Below are 16,121 nucleotides of genomic sequence, written 5' to 3' on the forward strand. Positions count from 1 at the left end.
CTCCCCGCGCGGGCGGTCACCCTCGGCTGGTCTTCGATACCGCATCGGCGTCTTTCGGGGAATCCGCGGCGAACGGCCGGACGAGCGCCCGGGGCAGGGTCCGGGAGCCGATGGCCGCCAGCTTGTAAAGAGTTCCCGGGATCACCAGCGGTTTGTTCCGGGACAGTCCGCGCAGCGAATCCCGGACCACCTTTTCCCGGCTCACCCACGCGATTCTCGGCAAGGTTATCCCGGCGGTCAGGTCGGTGGGCACATAGCCGGGACACACCACGGTGACCGCGACCCGGGAATTCCTCGCCTTCAATTCGAGCCGGATGCTTTCGCTGAGCGAGCAGAGATACGCTTTGGTCGCGCCGTAAGTCGCGCTGTTGCGGAAAGCCGGGAGCTGGCCCGCCAGCGAGGAGATGTTGAGTATCCCGCCCCGGTCGCGTTTCGTCATCGATGCGAGCGCCGCGTGGCACAGCCGGGTCGGCGCGAGCGCGTTGACCAGCAAGGTCCGCTGCTCGCTGTCGACCGGGCAGTCGGCGAACGGCTCGGTCTCGCCGACGCCCGCGTTGTTGACCAGGAGATCGACCGGGTTGCGGTCGTCGGCCAGCCGGTTCTCCACGAGTTCGAGCCGGGCGGGATCGGCGAGGTCGGCGACCAGGACTTCGACCTCGACCCGGTGGCGCTCCCGGATGCGCTCGGCGACGGCTTCCAGCAAGGCGCCGCGCCGGGCCACTAAAACGAGGGAACATCCACGTGACGCAAGTTCCTCGGCGAAGCTCTCGCCGATTCCCGCGGACGCTCCGGTGACGAGCGCGCGCTGATATTCGCCCATCGAGCGAAGGTAACACGCGTGCGGCCCGGTCAGGTGAAGATTGGCTGCGCAGGTGTTTTGTCGCCATTGTCCTTCAACGACAATCCCGGCGGTCGAGTGTCCTCTGTGGACCTTCGAGCTGCTGCCGGAGGGGATTCGAAGAGGAACGCCGGGTAATCGGCGACCGCTGACCGAGCGCATGCTTCGCGACCGTTCGGGCGAAACGTTTCCGGCTGTTCGCACCACGGGTTTTCGCGGTGCTGGACTGTTCGAGTGAACTGCGGCGAATTCGGCTTGTCGGGCAGGTGAACGAGACTTAGCGTGACGGGAATCCGCCCGGCCGGCGCCGGATCGCGGTTCCGTTCCACTCAAGGGGGGTCGCCTTGTCCGAGTGCATTCGTGACAGCGCTGCCGCCACTATTGCCGAATTCGTCGCGGTGAGCCGTCCGGGATAGCTTTTCCGCAACGGAGCCGGATGGTGTGCGGGGTCCGCCCCGCGGTGCGGCGGGCCGGTCCGCGGGCTCGCCCGCCCGTTTTCGCCGCCGCTTGTCCAGATCGCCTTGGGGGAGGTAGCGGCCATGGGCCGGGATTCGAGGACGACCGAAGCGCGTCCGGGTTCGCCCGCGACGCTGGCGGCTTTGCTGCGAGACCGGTTCGCGTGCGGACCGGACGAACTCGCCTACCGGTTCGTCACCGGTTCGGACGCGAGCGAAGCCTGGACGTACCGGCAACTCGACCGGTACGCGCGCGCGGTCGCGGTTCGCCTGCGGCAGGAGGGATTGCGCGGCAAGCCGGTGCTGCTGGTGCACCGGCCGGGACTGGACTACGTCGGCAGTTTTCTCGGCTGCCAGTACGCGGGTGCGATCGCGGTGCCGGCGTATCCGCCGGACACCGCCCGGTCCGCCCATTCGCTGCGGCGGCTGGCGCTGATGGCCGCGGACTGCTCGGCAACGCACGCGCTGACGACCGCGGATCTGGTCGAGCGCAACGGAAATCGCGATGCCGCACCGGGACTCGGCGCGCTCCGGTGGCTGGTCGCCGACGAGGTGGACCCCGCGCTCGCCGGGGACTGGGACGATCCGGGAACCGGCGCGGATTCGCTCGCTTTCCTGCAGTACACGTCGGGTTCGACCGCGGCGCCGAAGGGCGTCATGGTCAGCAACGGCAACGTGCTGCACAATCTCGCCGCGATCCATCGCCGGCTCGGGCACGACGAGAACTCGGCGATCGTCTCGTGGCTCCCGCTCTATCACGATCTCGGCCTCATCGGATGCGTGCTGACCGCCCTCTACGCCGGGATACCGCTGCATTTCCTGCCGCCGCTGGCGTTCGCCCGGCGGCCGATGCTGTGGCTGGAAACGCTGTCCGCGACCGGAGCCACCACCTCGGGCGGCCCCAATTTCGGCTACGAGCACTGCTTGCGCAAGATCACCGAGCAGCAGCGGGACACCCTCGACCTTTCGCGGTGGCGGGTGGCCGTCAACGGCGCGGAACCGATCCGATCCGAGACTCTGGAACGGTTCGCCGAGTTTTTCGCGCCGTGCGGTTTCGACCGGCGCGCGTTCTCTCCGTGTTACGGCCTCGCCGAGGCGACCCTGATGGTGACCGCCACCGATTCGGCGGCCGAGCCGGTGCGGCGCGCCTTCGACGCGAGCACGGTGGCCGAGGGGAATCCCGCGCCGCCGACCGGCCGCTCCGGCCGCACTGCCCGGCTCGTCGGGTGCGGTCCGGCCGCGGACGGGGTCACTGTCGCGATCGTCGACCCGGAAACCCGGAAGCGGGTGGTTTCCGGTCGGGTAGGGGAAATCTGGGTCGCCGGGCCGAGCGTGGCGAGAGGATATTGGGGCAAGGACGAGGAGAACGCCCGGGTCTTCGCGGCCGCCGTCGCGGACGAGCCGGGCGCTTCCTTCCTGCGCACCGGAGATCTCGGCTTCCAGCACCAGGACGAACTGTTCGTCGTGGGCCGGGCCAAGGACGTCATGGTCGTGCAAGGGACCAACCACTATCCGCAGGACATCGAGCTGACCGTGGAGAACGCGGTCGGCGCGGCGAGAGCGAACAGCGTCGCGGCGTTCTCCGCCGAGATCGACGGCGCGGAGCAGATGGTCGTGGCCCTCGAAGCAGCCGGACGGCCGGGCGACGACTTGGACAGTCTGCTCGCGACGGTCCGCTCTCGCATCGGAGCCGAACACGCGGTTTCCCCGCACGCCGTCGTCGTGCTCCGGCCGGGCGGCCTGCTGAAGACGACGAGCGGGAAACTGCGAAGACAGGCGTGCGGCCGGGCGTTCCGGAGCTTCGGCCTGGCCGTTTCGGCGGCGAGCGTGACGCGGACTTCCGCCCCGCGCGCCGACGCGGTCCCGCCGGCCCCGCCGGCCGTGCTCCAAGCGCTCGCCGAGGCGGCGGGCCGAACCGACGTAGCGGGCCGCGGCTTCGCCGAACTCGGCCTCGAGTACCCCCAGCTCGTCGAACTGGTCCGGACCATCGAAACGCGATGGGGCATCGCCGTGCCGATCGGGCCGCTCCTGGTCGATCCCCGGACGGACACTCTGCTCGCCTTGTGCCGTCGGCGGCAGCAGCGCGCCGGCGCGACCCCGGCCGAACTCCAGCAGTGGCTGCGAGCGCGGATCGGCGACCAGCTCGGCCTCCCGGCGGCGGCGATCGACCCGGCGCTGCCGCTGGCCGAACTCGGGGTGGGCTCGCAGCAGCTGGTCGCGCTCGTCGACGAGCTGGGCTCGTGGCTCGGCTGCGAGGTGACGCCGGGCACGGTGTTCGACCATCCGACGATCCGGGAGCTGGCGCAGCGGCTCGGCCGCCCGGCTCCAGCGGCGCCGCCGGAGCGCGCGGCGGATCCTCGCGGCGAGGAACCGGTCGCGATCGTGGGGATCGGCTGCAAGCTGCCCGGCGCGGCCGACGCGCGGTCCTACTGGAAACTGCTGCTGGACGGGCGGGACGCCGTCACCGAAGTGCCCGCGCAGCGCTGGGACGCGGAGTCGTGCCCGGCCCCCGGTTTCGGCGGGTTCATCGACGGCGCGGACCAGTTCGACGCCCGGTTTTTCGGCATTTCCGCCCGCGAAGCGCAGCAGATGGACCCTCAGCAGCGCCTGCTGCTCGAGATCGCGTGGCAGTGCGTCGAGGACGCGGGCATCGCTCCGACCAGCCTGGCCGGCCGCGACGTCGGGGTGTTCGTCGGCATCAGCAGCAACGATTACGCGACGCTGCGTTCGGCCCGGCCGGACGCTCCCGATCTGTACACCGCGACCGGCAACGCGCACGCGATCGCGGCCAACCGGCTGTCCTATCTGCTCGACCTGCGAGGCCCCAGCCTGGCCCTCGACACCGCCTGCTCCTCGTCGCTGGTCGCGGTGCATCTGGCTTGCCGAAGCCTGCGCGAGCGCGAATGCGGTCTCGCGCTCGCGGGCGGCGTCAACCTCATGCTGTCCCCGATGCCGTCGATCGCCTTCGCGCAGGGGCAAATGCTTGCCCCGCAAGGCCGTTGCCGGGTGTTCGACGACGACGCCGAGGGCTACGTCCGCGGCGAGGGCGCCGGGCTCGTGTGCTTGAAACCGTTGTCGCAGGCGATAGCGGACGGCGACCGCGTTTACGCGACGATCAACGGATCCGCCGTCGCGCACGGGGGCCGCACCAACGGGCTCACCGCGCCGAGCGGTCTCGCGCAACGGCAGGTGATCCGGCGCGCGCTGGACAAGGCGGGAGTCTCGGCCGAGGAGATCGACTACGTCGAAGCACACGGCACCGCGACGAAACTCGGGGATCTGGTCGAATGGGAGACGCTGGCCGCGGTCTACGGAACCGGCCGCGCCGAGGACAAGCCCTGCCTGGTCGGCTCGGTCAAAGCCAACATCGGGCATCTGGAGGCCGCCGCGGGCGTGGCCGGCTTGATCAAGGCCGCCCTGGTCGTGCACCACGGCGAGGTGCCGCCGCAGCTGCACCTGAAAACCCCCAGCACCCGGCTGGCCTGGGCCGGATCGGGACTGACCGTGTCCACCGAGCGGACCGAGCTGCTCAACCGCGGCCCCGCCCGGGCCGCGGTCAGCTCGTTCGGATTCGGCGGCGCGAACGCGCACGTGGTCCTCGAACAAGCCCCGCGGGGAGAGCCCGCCGACCCGGCTCCGGAACGGGCCGCGCACGTGCTGTGCCTCTCCGGGCACACGCCCACCGCGCTGCGGACGCTGGCCGGCGACTACCGCCGGTACCTGGCCGCGAACCCGGAGACCAAGCTGGGCGACCTGTGCCGCGCCGCGAACACCGGACGCGCGTGGTTGCGCTATCGCGGTGCGGCAGTCGGTTCCGCCGCGGAAGACCTCGACGCCGCGCTGGCCGCCCTCGCCGCGAACACCCCCTCGACCGCGGTGGTGCGGGATGTCGACCGGGCCGAGCGCCGGAAAGTCGCGTTCGTGTTCAGCGGGCAGGGAGCGCAGTACGCCGGAATGGGACGCGAGCTTTACCAGGCGCATCCGTTGTTCTGCGAGACCATCGACCAGGCGGACCTGGTGCTGCGGCCGTTGCTCGGCTGCCCGCTCCCGGAACTGCTGTTCTCCGAGCCGGACGAGGACCGGCTGACGCGGACGCGGTACTGCCAACCGGCTCTCGTCGCGTTGGAGGTCGCGCTCGCCCGGCTGTGGATGTCCGCCGGAGTGCGCCCGGAGGCTGTGCTGGGACACAGCGTCGGGGCCTACAGCGCCGCGTGTGTTTCCGGCGCGGTCCAGTTCGACGACGTGCTCGCCCTCGTCGCCTTGCGCGCGCAGTACATGGAGGCGCAAAGCGGGAGCGGCGGGATGCTCTCCTGCCTCGGCGACGCGGAGGTCGTCCGGGCGATCGCGCTCCAGCGGCCCGAGGTCGTCGTCGCGGCGGTCAACGCGCCCGGTCGTCTGGTGCTGGCCGGACCGGCCGCGCAGCTCGCCTCCGTCCGGCGCGAACTCGAAGCGCGTTCGGTGGACGTGCGGCCCTTGCGCGTGTCGCACGCGTTCCACTCGCCGATGATGGCCGGAGCGGCTCCGCTTCTGCGCGATGCCGCCAAGAAGGTGGCTTTCTCCGCGCCGACGACCCCGTGGATCAGCGACCTGACCGGCGAAGCGGTCGGCAGCGTCGACGAGAACTACTGGGCGGACCACCTGCTCAGCCCGGTGTTGTTCGCGGACGGATTCGCCGCGTTGCAGCGGCTCGGCTGCGACGCTTTCGCCGAAATCGGGCCGAATTCGGCATTGCTCGCGCTGGGCCGCGCAATGACCTCCGACCCGGCCGAAGCGCTCTGGCTGCCGTCGCTGCGGCCGGGACGCGAGTGGGAGACCCTGCTGCGTTCGCTGGCACGGCTGCACTGCTCCGACGGCAGTGTGGACTGGGCGGCGCTCGACCGGCATCGGATCCGCGTACCCGTCGACGTCCCGTATTCCGTTTACGAACCGCAGTCCTGCTGGTTCGAGACGGCCACCGCGGGCGAACCGCCGGGGGAGCCCCGGGAGCCCGCCGCCGGGCACGATCCGGCGACCGCGGTCCCCGTCCTGACCCGGCGAAGACTCCTGCACCACCTCGCCCGGGTGTCCGGATTCGCCCCCGACCAGATCCCGCCGCACGCCCGGCTGGGCGCGGACCTCGGGTTCGACTCGCTGATGGTGACCGAGCTGCGGCGGCACTTCAGCCCGTTGTCCGAGCGTCAGGCCGAGCAGGTGCGGCAAGCGCTGGCCGAAGACCCGACGGTGGAGCAGCTGGCGGATCTCCTGGAGGCGGGCGAGGACGAGCCGCCGGAATCTCCCGCGGAGCGGACCGAATTCGAGCAGTGGCCGGAGTACGTCGCGCTGCGGCAACGCCGGCGCCAGGTCGAACTCGGCGGCCCGAATCCCTACGCCCGGCTCCACGACGGCGGCAATTCCGGGCACGCGACGATCGACGGCAAGCGCACGGTCAACTTCGCGGCGTTCAACTACCTGGCCCTTTCGCACCACCCTCGGGTCCGCGAAGCGGCCAAAGCCGCCGTCGACCGCTACGGGACCTCGGCGTCGGCGACGCCGCTGCTGTGCGGCCAGACGCCGCTGCACCGGGAACTCGCGGCCGAAATTGCCGCGTTCCTCGGCACCGAGAACGCGATGGTCTTCTCCGGCGGCCACTCGGCGAACGTGGCCATCGTCGGGCATCTGTTCGGCCCGCCGGACCTCGTCCTGCACGACCGCTGGATCCACGACAGCGTCGTGCGCGGCTGCCTGCTGTCCGGAGCGCAGCGGCAGCCGTTCCCGCACAACGACTGGGCTTCGCTCGACGACCGGCTGCGCGCGGCGCGCCATCGCCACCGCCGGGCCCTGATCGTGCTGGAAGGCGCGTACAGCCAGGACGGGGACATTCCCGACCTGCCGCGGTTCATCGAGGTCGCCAAGCGGCACGATTCGCTGCTCATGGTCGACGAGGCGCATTCGATCGGCGTTCTCGGCGCCACCGGCGCGGGCGTCGGCGAGCACTTCGGCGTCGACCGGACCGACGTCGACCTCTGGATGGGCACGCTGAGCAAAGCGCTCGGCAGCCTCGGCGGATACGTCGCCGGCCGGGCGCCGCTGATCGAATACCTCGAACACACCGCGCCGCTCTACATCTTCAGCACCGGGATTTCGCCCGCCAACGCCGGGGCGGCGCTGGAGGCCATCCGGGTCGTGAAGGACGAACCGGAGCGGGTCGCCCGGGTGCGGGAACTCGCGGAGCTGTTCCGGGCCGGGGCGAGAGCGCGGGGGCTGGACATCGGGGTGTCCCGCGAATCGGCCGTGATCCCGGTGCTCCTCGGCGCGTGGGAAACGGCGATCGCGGTGTCGAACGCACTGCTCGCCCTGGGGGTGAACGCCATGCCGATCGGGTATCCGGCGGTCGACCGCGACCAGTGCCGGCTGCGGTTCTTCGTCAACGCCGACCACAGCGAGGACGACCTGGAGCACTCCCTCGACCGGCTGGTCGAGGCCATGCGCGCGGCGGGAGCCCGGCAGTGACCGGCGAGACCGTCTTGGTGGCCGGCGCGAGCGGATTCATCGGCGGCCGCTTGGCCCGCCGGCTCGCCGGACGCGGGCATCGCGTGCGCGCGTTGGTCCGGGAGCACAGCGATCGGCGGCAGCTGGCGGACCTGCCGGTCGAGTTCCACGTCGGTGCACTGTCCGATGTGGACGCACTGGCCGAGGCGGCGGACGGGGTCCAGTGCGTGTACAACTGCGCCGGGAAATCCGCGGACTGGGGTGCGTGGAGCGAGTTCCGCGAGGTCAACGTCGAAGGCGCGGCGAACCTCGTCCGGGCCGCCGCCCGTTCCGGTACCGTGCGCCGCTTCGTGCACGTCAGCACCACCGATGTCTACGGCTATCCGAAGCGGCCCTGCGCCGAGACCACGCCGCCGCGGGACGTCGGGCTGCCGTACAACCGCAGCAAACTGCTGGGCGAACGAGAAGTGCGCCGGGCAGCTGAAGAGGGCGACGTGCCGTTGACGATCGTGCGGCCGGTGTCGGTGTACGGCCCGGGCAGCAAAGACTTCGTCATCGAGGTCGCGAATCTGTTGCTGCGGGGGCAAATGATGTATGTCCGCGGCGGCCGGGCGCCGGCTGGCCTGGCGTATGTGGACAACGTGGCCGACGCGATGATCGCCGCCGCGGCCGCCGGATCCGCGGCCGGCCGGGTCTACAACCTGCGGGACCGGGAGGAGACCACCTGGCGCGAGTACCTCCGGGTGCTCGCCGGCGGATTGGGGGTCGGCGAGCCGAAACTGAACCTGCCCGCGCCGGTCGCCACGGGGCTCGCGCTGGCCTTCGAAGCCGTTTACGGTGCGCTTCGGCTGAATGGCCGCCCGATGCTGACCCGGCACGCGGTGCATCTGTTCGAACGGAACCAGTTGTTCCCGATCGACAGCGCGCGGCGCGACTTCGGCTTGCCCGGCGAGGTGAGCTTCGAGGAGGGCATGCGGCGCACGATCGACTGGCTCCAGTCGGAAGAGGGGCGGCGACACGTCAAGCGATAGCGAGAGCCCGGTGTCCCCGTGGCTGCCCGGTTTCAGCGGAAAGACGGACGCCGCCGTGCGGCTCGTCTGCCTGCACCATGCCGGGGGAACGGCGTCGACCTACGAGGGCTGGCAACGACCGCTGGCGGAGGTCGCGCAAGTCGTTCCGGTCCTGCTGCCAGGCCGCGGGCGCCACCGCCCGGCCCGTCCGTATACCAACCTCGAACCGTTGGTATCTGACTTGGCCACGACACTGATCGAACACGGGCTCGCCGACCGGTACGCGCTTTTCGGCCACAGCATGGGCGCGTTGCTCGCCTACGAACTCAGTTGCCGCTTGCGCGATCGAGGCCACGCCGAACCTCTGCATCTCTTCGTCTCCGGCAGCCGGGCCCCGCATCTGTACGGCACCGACGCTCGACTGTTCGCTCTGGACACTGGGGGCTGCGCAAGCGCCGTGCTGCGGGCCGATCTCGCCGTCTGCGACAGCTATGCATGGACGCCGCGCCGACCGTTGTGCTGCCCGGTCACCGCGTTCCGCGGAAGCGACGATCCGCTTGCCACTGCCGCGCATGTCGAGGCTTGGCGGTCCTACACGGAGGGATCCCTGGTGGTCCGCGAGTTCTCCGGCGGGCATTTCTTTCTCGCCGGCGCGGCCAGGCCTCGCGTGCTGCACGCCGTCCGCGCCGAACTCGCGGCCCTTCGTGCTGTGGTGGAGAAGGGAGAACCGTCGTGTCCCTAGCGCTCGCGGCTCGCGATCTCGATGCCTTGGAAAGCCAGGTGCAGGCCGCCTTGCGGTCCGGCGATTACCGCGACTTCGACGTTCTCGGCCACGGCGAGGACACGCTGGTCCTCAAAGTCCGCACCGGGGAAGGAACCTTCGCCTGCAAGCGGCTCCCGCCGTTCCCGGACTACGAACGGTTCCAGCGGTATCAAGACACACTCGCCGACTACGTCCGACGCCTGCGCGCCCACGGCATCACGGTGGCACCGACCGAGTTGCGCTACCTGCCGCACGGCCGAAGCGGCGGCGTGGCGTACTGCGTGCAGGAAGCGCTCCCACCAGCGCGGCTTTGCTCGAACCTTCTGCACACCCGCGATCTCGGCTGGGCCAAGTCCTTCTTCGCGCGATACCTGACCACGATCGAGCGAGCGGCCGGCCCCACGCTGGGACTGGACGCCCAGGCCAGCAACTGGTTCGACCTCGACGGCGAACTCGTGTTCGTCGACGTCACCACCCCCTTCCTGCGAGACAGCCGCGGCCGCGAGCAGGTCGACGTGGATTTGCTGCTCACGTCGTTGCCGTGGATCCTGCGCGGCGCGGTCAAGGCGTGCCTGCTCAAGGCCGCTACCGACAAGTACTACTCGACGCGCGGAATCGTGCTCGACTTCCTCGGAAACCTGCACAAGGACCGGCTCGAGCCGCTGGTGCCGGTCTTCCTGGAGCAGGCGAACGAGGTCCTCGACAATCCGCTGAGCAGCCGCGAAGTGGCCCGCTACTACGCCGGCGACGCCCGGATGTGGGCGCTGGTGCAGCGGCTGCGCAAGGCGGACCGGTTTTGGCAGCGCACCGTGCGCCGTCGTCCTTACCCGTTCCTGCTGCCGCCCGCGATCCGCCGATGAGCGGGCGCCGGCGGGCGACCCCCGGGCGACCAGGCGGAGGTTTGGGGCCGGGAAGAGCGGGTATGGCGGCGGTATGCGACCGGGCGAGACGGAGACCAGGCCGGAAGCCGCCGGTGCGGTCCGGGCGATAGTGCTGCGCGTCGACGGGACCGAGCATCGACTCACCGTCGATCCGCGCCGCACGCTGCTGGACCTGCTGCGCGAGCAGATCGGCGACTACAGCCCCAAGAAGGGCTGCGACCACGGCCAGTGCGGGGCGTGCACCGTCCTCCTCGACGGCCGCAGAGTGCTGTCCTGCCTCACGCTCGCGCTGACCTGCGACGGCGCCGAGGTGACCACCGCCGCTGGCCTGGCCCAGGACAGCGAACTGCATTCTCTGCAACAGTCCTTCCTGGACCACGACGGGTTCCAATGCGGCTACTGCACACCGGGCCAGATCTGTTCGGCCGCCGGGTTGCTGACCGAGTTCGCCAGCGGCGCGCCCAGCCACGTCACCAAGCCGGTCGCTGACTCTCCGCAGTGGACTGACGAGGAGATTTCCGAACGGATGAGCGGAAACCTTTGCCGGTGCGGTGCCTACGCGGGCATCCTCGCGGCGGTCCGCGAGGCGGGTGAACAGCGATGAAACCGTTCTCCTACGGCAAACCCGCGACGGCGGCCGAAGCGGTGCTGGCCGTGGCGGCCGAGCCGTCGGCGATGTTTCTCGCTGGCGGCACCAATCTTGTCGACCACTTGAAGCTCGGGGTCGCCCGGCCGGACCGGCTCGTGGACCTGACCGGCCTGCTGTCGACCGAGATCCGAGAGGAAGACGGCGGGCTGGTGATCGGCGCGGGAGTCCGCAACAGCGACCTCGCCGCCGACCAGCGGGTCCGGGAGCGGTATCCGGCGCTGGCCGAGGCTCTGCTGTCCGGGGCGTCGCCGCAGTTGCGGAACATGGCCACTGTCGGCGGGAACCCGTTGCAGCGCACCCGATGCGTCTACTTCCAGGACGTCACGACCCCGTGCAACAAGCGTTCGCCCGGCTCCGGCTGCTCAGCCCTCGGCGGCTACACGCGCCACCACGCGATCCTCGGCGCGTCCGACCAGTGCGTCGCGACGCATCCTTCGGACATGGCGGTGGCCATGGCGATGCTCGACGCGCGGGTCCAGGTCATCGGCCCGTCGGGGGAGCGGGCGGTGCCGTTCCCGGAACTGCACCGGCTGCCCGGCGAACACCCAGAGCGCGACACCGTGCTCGAACACGGCGAACTGATCACCGACATCACGCTGCCCGCCACCCCGTGGTCGCGTCGCTCGGCCTACCGCAAGGTGCGCGACCGGGCCTCCTACGCTTTCGCGCTGGTCTCTGTCGCAGTTGGACTGTCCATTAAGGATGGAGAAATCGAAGACGTCGGGATCGCGTTCGGCGGCGTGGCGCACAAACCGTGGCGCGCTCGGCGGGCCGAGGAAGTCCTCCGCGGTGCCCGGCCCAGCGCCGACGTCTTCCGCGCGGCCGCCGACGCCGAACTCGCCGAGGCCAAGGCGTTGGACGGTCTCGACGGAGGCAACGCGTTCAAGATCCCGCTCGCCGCGCGCACCCTGGCCGCGGTGCTGCGCGACCTGACCGCCGAGGAGCGCGACCGATGACCGGACTGCTGGAACCGCGCGCGATCGGACGCGGGCTCACCCGCCGGGACGGCCCGGCGAAGGTCACCGGAACCGCGCCGTACGCTTACGAAGTCCCCGTCGAGGCGCCGCTGTACTGCCATCCGATCCAGGCGACCGTCGCACGCGGCCGCTGCCTGCGGATCAGCGCGGTCGAAGCCGAAGCGCTCGACGGCGTCCAGAGCTTGATCACTCCCTTCACCGCCGAGCGGCTCGCCGACACCGACGACGCGGAACTCGCGGTGCTGCAGGACTGCGAAATCCCGTTCCGCGGCCGGGTGATCGGGCTCGTCCTCGCCGAATCCTCCGAGACCGCGCGGCACGCGGCGGAACTCGTCGACGTCGAGTACGAGACCGATCCCTTCACCGTCCAGCTCGCGGCCGACGCTCCGGACCTGTACCAGCCGGACAAGGTCAACCCGAGCTTCCCGACCGACACGAGCGAGGGCGACGTCGAGGCCGGGTCCGCCGTGTCCGTGGACCAGACCTACACCACGGCGATGTACCACAACAACCCGCTCGAACCGCACACGACGACGGCATTGTGGGACGACGGCGTGCTGACGCTGTGGGATTCCACCCAGAGCGTGCACTCGGTGCGGTCCACGCTCGCGAAGGTGTTCGGCCTGCCCGCCGAGCAAGTCCGGGTGATCTGCCCGTATCTCGGCGGGGGCTTCGGTTCGAAGGGCCTGCCGCACGCCAACGTGGTGCTCGCCGCGCTCGCCGCCCGGACCGTGCCCGGCCGCCCGGTGAAGCTCGCGCTGACCCGGCAGCAGATGTTCAGCCTGGCCGGGTACCGCACGCCGACGATCCAGCGGGTCCGCCTCGGCGCCGCCCGCGACGGACGGCTGGAGTCGCTGCGCATGGATGTCGTCGAGCAGACCTCGCGGATCAAGGAATTCGCCGAGCAGACCGCGGCTCCCGCCCGGATGATGTACGCCGCGCGGAACCGGGCCACCAGCCACCGGCTCGCCCGGCTCGACGTGCCGGTGCCGTCGTGGATGCGCGCGCCGGGGGAGTGCCCGGGGATGTTCGGCCCGGAAGTGGCGATGGACGAACTCGCCGAGGCGCTCGGACTCGACCCGATCGAGCTGCGGGTGCGCAACGAACCGGAGCGCGATCCCGAGACAGGTCTCCCGTTCTCCAGCCGGAACCTGGTCGAATGCCTGCGCACCGGAGCCGGACGCTTCGGCTGGAACGAGCGCGACCCGCGGCCGGGCGTCCGCCGCGACGGGCCGTGGCTGGTCGGCAGCGGCGTCGCGGCCTCGGTGTACCCGGCGAAGCGGATGCGCGGGTCCAGCGCGACGATCCGCTGCGAGAAGGGCCGCTACGCCGTCGAAATCGGCGCGGCTGACCTGGGGACGGGCGCGTGGACGATCCTGCCGCAGATCGCGGCGGATGCACTGGACGTGCCCGTCGAGTCGATCGACCTCCGGATCGGCGACACCGCTTACCCGAAAGCCACCGTGGCCGGCGGCTCGACCGGGACCGCGTCGTGGGGCTCGGCCGTGGTCGCGGCCGCGCGGGCGTTCCGGGAAAAGTACGGCTCCGACCCCGGCGACGGCGACGAAGCACAGGCGGAAACCCCGGAAAACCCGGCCGAGAAGCAGTACTCCATGTACGGCTTCGGCGCGCAGTTCGCCGAGGTGCGGGTCGACGCCGACACCGGCGAGGTCCGGGTTTCACGGCTGCACGGCACGTTCGCCGTCGGCCGGATCGTCAACCCGGTCACCGCGCGTTCGCAGCTGCTCGGCGGCATGACCATGGGCCTGTCGATGGCGCTGCACGAAAACAGCGTCCTCGACCCGCGGTTCGGGCACGTCGTCAACCACGACCTCGCCGAGTACCACATCGCGACGAACGCCGACGTCGAAGACCTGCGGGCGCACTGGCTCGACGAAACCGACCCGCACCTCAATCCCATGGGCAGCAAGGGAATCGGCGAAATCGGCATCGTCGGAACCGCGGCGGCGATCGCGAACGCGGTCCACCACGCGACCGGGGTCCGGGTGCGCGAGCTGCCCATCACGCTCGACAAGCTGCTGCCCGGCTTGCCCGGTGCGGCTGGATAGGACTGGGCAAGCCGGGCAGGAACCCGCACTGCTCCGCAACCGGAGCGCCCGTCCCGTGACGCTCGGCGACGCCGTGCCGATCGGCAGGTGCAGTTCTCCGGTGCCCACCAGGACGGTCGCCATCTTGGCGGACGACCGGGCCGCGGAAACGCCCTTCCCAGCGCGGCTCTGCGTGCGGGATCGCGGCCTGGGAAGCCCCCACTGGCGGGCTCCCAGACCGCGAAGGGGTCACGCCTTGCTGCGCAGCACCTCGAACAGGCTGGTCCAGCTGTCCCGCCCGTGCCCGGCGGCGACGGCGCGGTCGTAGTGTTCCTTCACCGCCGCCGGCAGGGCCACGTCGATGCCCGCGTCCCGGCTCGCGGCGAGGACGTGGTCGGCCGTCGCGCCCATCATCTTGGCGTTCGCCCGGTCGCCGGGGTGGCTGCCGCCGTCGACGTTCTTCGCCGCCTCGTCCAGCGACGTCTGCACCAGCGTCAGCAGTTCCGTCGCGTACGGCACGAGCGTCGCGGCGGACACCCCGGCCGTGCCGGCGAGCGCGGCGGAGTGCAGGAACGCCGACAGCGTGGTGAGGAACAGGTCCAGCAGCGACTGGTAGTACAGCTGCGCCAGGCCCGGGTCCGCGCCCCGGTAGTCCGGCCGTCCGATGACGCGCAGGGCCGGTTCGACCCGCTCGAACGTCTGCTGCGCGCCGCTGTAGAACACGAACGAGCCCTCGGTGCCGACGACCGGCGCGGGCACCATGATCCCGCCCGCGATCATCTCCGCTCCGCGCGCGGCCAGCCATTCCGCGGCGACGCGGGTCCGCTCCGGCGTGTCCGAGCTGAGATTCACCACGATCTTCCCGCGCAGCGCGTCCTCAGTCGGCGCGAGAATGTCGTACATCGCCTGGTAATCGGTGAGGCTCAGCAGCACCAGTTCGTTCGCCGCCAGTGCCTCGGAGACGGTCGCCGCGTGCTTCGCGCCCTCGGCCACCAGCCCGTCGGCGCGGCTCGCGGTGCGGTTCCACACCGTCACCTCGTGGCCCGCCGCCAGGTAGGCTCGCACCATCGCCTGGCCCATCGGGCCGAGGCCGATCATCGTCACATTCACCGGATTCTCCTCAGTTCTTCAGCAGTTCGATGACGCTCGTGAGGTTTTCCGCGCCGTGGCCGTCGGCGGCCCGGCGCAGGAGCAGCTGGTGCAGCGGCGCGAGCAGTTCGGCGCTGACCCCCTGGTCGGCGGCGGCCAGCGGCAGGTTTTCGAACCCGGCGGCCTGCATCCCCAGGTTCGACACGACGTTCTGGGTGTAGTCGCCGCTGTCGATCTCCGCCGCGGCGGTTTCGGCGAAGCTGCCCATCGCGGTCAGCCATCCGCTCAGCAGCGGCGCGAATTCGACCGCCGAGAGCCCCTCGCTGCGGATCAGCGCGTAGGCCTGCAAGATGCCGATGAACTGGCCGTACATCCCGGACAGCAGCGCGAGGTCGTGCAACGCGGCCAACCCAGGGTCTTCGCCGACGTAGTTGCTGCCGCCGAACGTGTCGAACGCGTCGCGGTGCGCGTCGAACACGTCTTTGGGCCCGCTGTAGAACACGAACGCGCCCGGCTGCCCGATCATCGGCGGCACCGCCATGATGCCGCCGTCGAGGAACTTCCCGCCCCGCTCCGCCACCCATTCGCCCAGTTCGCGGGCCTGCCGAGGGGTGCCGTTGGTCAGGTTCACCACCGTCCGGCCCGCGAGCGAGGCCGTCTCGAGCACCTCGCGCACCGACGCGTCGTCCAGCAGGCAGACGATCGTCAGCTCGTTCGCCGCGATCGCCTCCGCGGCCGACCCCGCCGCCGCCGCACCCCGCTCCACCAGCGGTTTCGCCTTGTCCGCCGAGCGGTTCCAGACCGTCACCGGCCGTCCCGCTCCCAGCAGCGCACCGGCCAGCGCGCTGCCCATCGCCCCGAGCCCCAGCACGGTCGCCGAGGCCGTGTTCCCGGACATGTCGTCCCTCCCGTTCGTCGCTCTGCCGACCACGGTGCCGGGCGC

At 70.8% G+C, this 16,121-nt stretch carries 10 protein-coding genes; 7 read left to right on the forward strand and 3 right to left on the reverse strand.

Annotated elements, in window-relative coordinates; genetic code table 11:
* Window positions 1–16: 16 nt before the first annotated feature.
* Window positions 17–820: an SDR family NAD(P)-dependent oxidoreductase gene (locus tag F9C11_RS21375; protein ID WP_409186643.1), complete on the reverse strand. Its 804-nt coding sequence runs from the start codon at window positions 818–820 to the stop codon at window positions 17–19.
* Between the two features lie 557 nt (window positions 821–1,377).
* Here F9C11_RS21375 and F9C11_RS21380 point away from each other — a divergent pair.
* The 7 genes from F9C11_RS21380 to F9C11_RS21410 all read left to right on the forward strand — a co-directional run bounded on the left by F9C11_RS21380 (window position 1,378) and on the right by F9C11_RS21410 (window position 14,110).
* A complete protein-coding gene (locus F9C11_RS21380) occupies window positions 1,378–7,782 on the forward strand; it encodes an aminotransferase class I/II-fold pyridoxal phosphate-dependent enzyme (protein WP_409186644.1) in 6,405 nt (2,134 codons plus the stop codon).
* A complete protein-coding gene (locus F9C11_RS21385) occupies window positions 7,779–8,792 on the forward strand; it encodes an NAD-dependent epimerase/dehydratase family protein (protein ID WP_409186645.1) in 1,014 nt (337 codons plus the stop codon). Before F9C11_RS21380 ends, F9C11_RS21385 begins: the two co-directional genes overlap by 4 nt.
* 10 nt (window positions 8,793–8,802) lie before the next feature.
* Entirely contained in the window at window positions 8,803–9,513 is a 711-nt protein-coding gene (locus F9C11_RS21390) for a thioesterase II family protein (protein WP_409186646.1), read from the forward strand.
* Window positions 9,504–10,394, forward strand: a complete 891-nt coding sequence (locus F9C11_RS21395) for a DUF6206 family protein (RefSeq protein WP_409186647.1) — start codon at window positions 9,504–9,506, stop codon at window positions 10,392–10,394. The genes F9C11_RS21390 and F9C11_RS21395 overlap by 10 nt, the downstream gene beginning before the upstream one ends.
* 73 nt (window positions 10,395–10,467) lie before the next feature.
* Window positions 10,468–11,019: a (2Fe-2S)-binding protein gene (locus F9C11_RS21400; protein WP_409186648.1), complete on the forward strand. Its 552-nt coding sequence runs from the start codon at window positions 10,468–10,470 to the stop codon at window positions 11,017–11,019.
* Entirely contained in the window at window positions 11,016–12,020 is a 1,005-nt protein-coding gene (locus F9C11_RS21405) for an FAD binding domain-containing protein (RefSeq protein ID WP_409186649.1), read from the forward strand. The genes F9C11_RS21400 and F9C11_RS21405 overlap by 4 nt, the downstream gene beginning before the upstream one ends.
* Window positions 12,017–14,110, forward strand: a complete 2,094-nt coding sequence (locus F9C11_RS21410; RefSeq protein ID WP_409186650.1) for a xanthine dehydrogenase family protein molybdopterin-binding subunit — start codon at window positions 12,017–12,019, stop codon at window positions 14,108–14,110. The genes F9C11_RS21405 and F9C11_RS21410 overlap by 4 nt, the downstream gene beginning before the upstream one ends.
* Before the next feature lie 228 nt (window positions 14,111–14,338).
* On the opposite strand, the gene F9C11_RS21415 is transcribed toward F9C11_RS21410, so the two are convergent.
* Both F9C11_RS21415 and F9C11_RS21420 read right to left on the reverse strand, forming a co-directional pair.
* Window positions 14,339–15,199: an NAD(P)-dependent oxidoreductase gene (locus F9C11_RS21415; protein WP_409186651.1), complete on the reverse strand. Its 861-nt coding sequence runs from the start codon at window positions 15,197–15,199 to the stop codon at window positions 14,339–14,341.
* Between the two features lie 10 nt (window positions 15,200–15,209).
* Window positions 15,210–16,076 carry an NAD(P)-dependent oxidoreductase gene (locus F9C11_RS21420; RefSeq protein WP_409186652.1) on the reverse strand — a complete coding sequence of 289 codons (867 nt, stop codon included), beginning with the start codon at window positions 16,074–16,076 and terminating at the stop codon, window positions 15,210–15,212.
* Window positions 16,077–16,121 lie beyond the last annotated feature (45 nt).

The sequence above is a fragment of the Amycolatopsis sp. VS8301801F10 genome, from assembly GCF_046195355.1.
In the GTDB taxonomy this organism is placed as follows: Bacteria; Actinomycetota; Actinomycetes; order Mycobacteriales; family Pseudonocardiaceae; genus Amycolatopsis.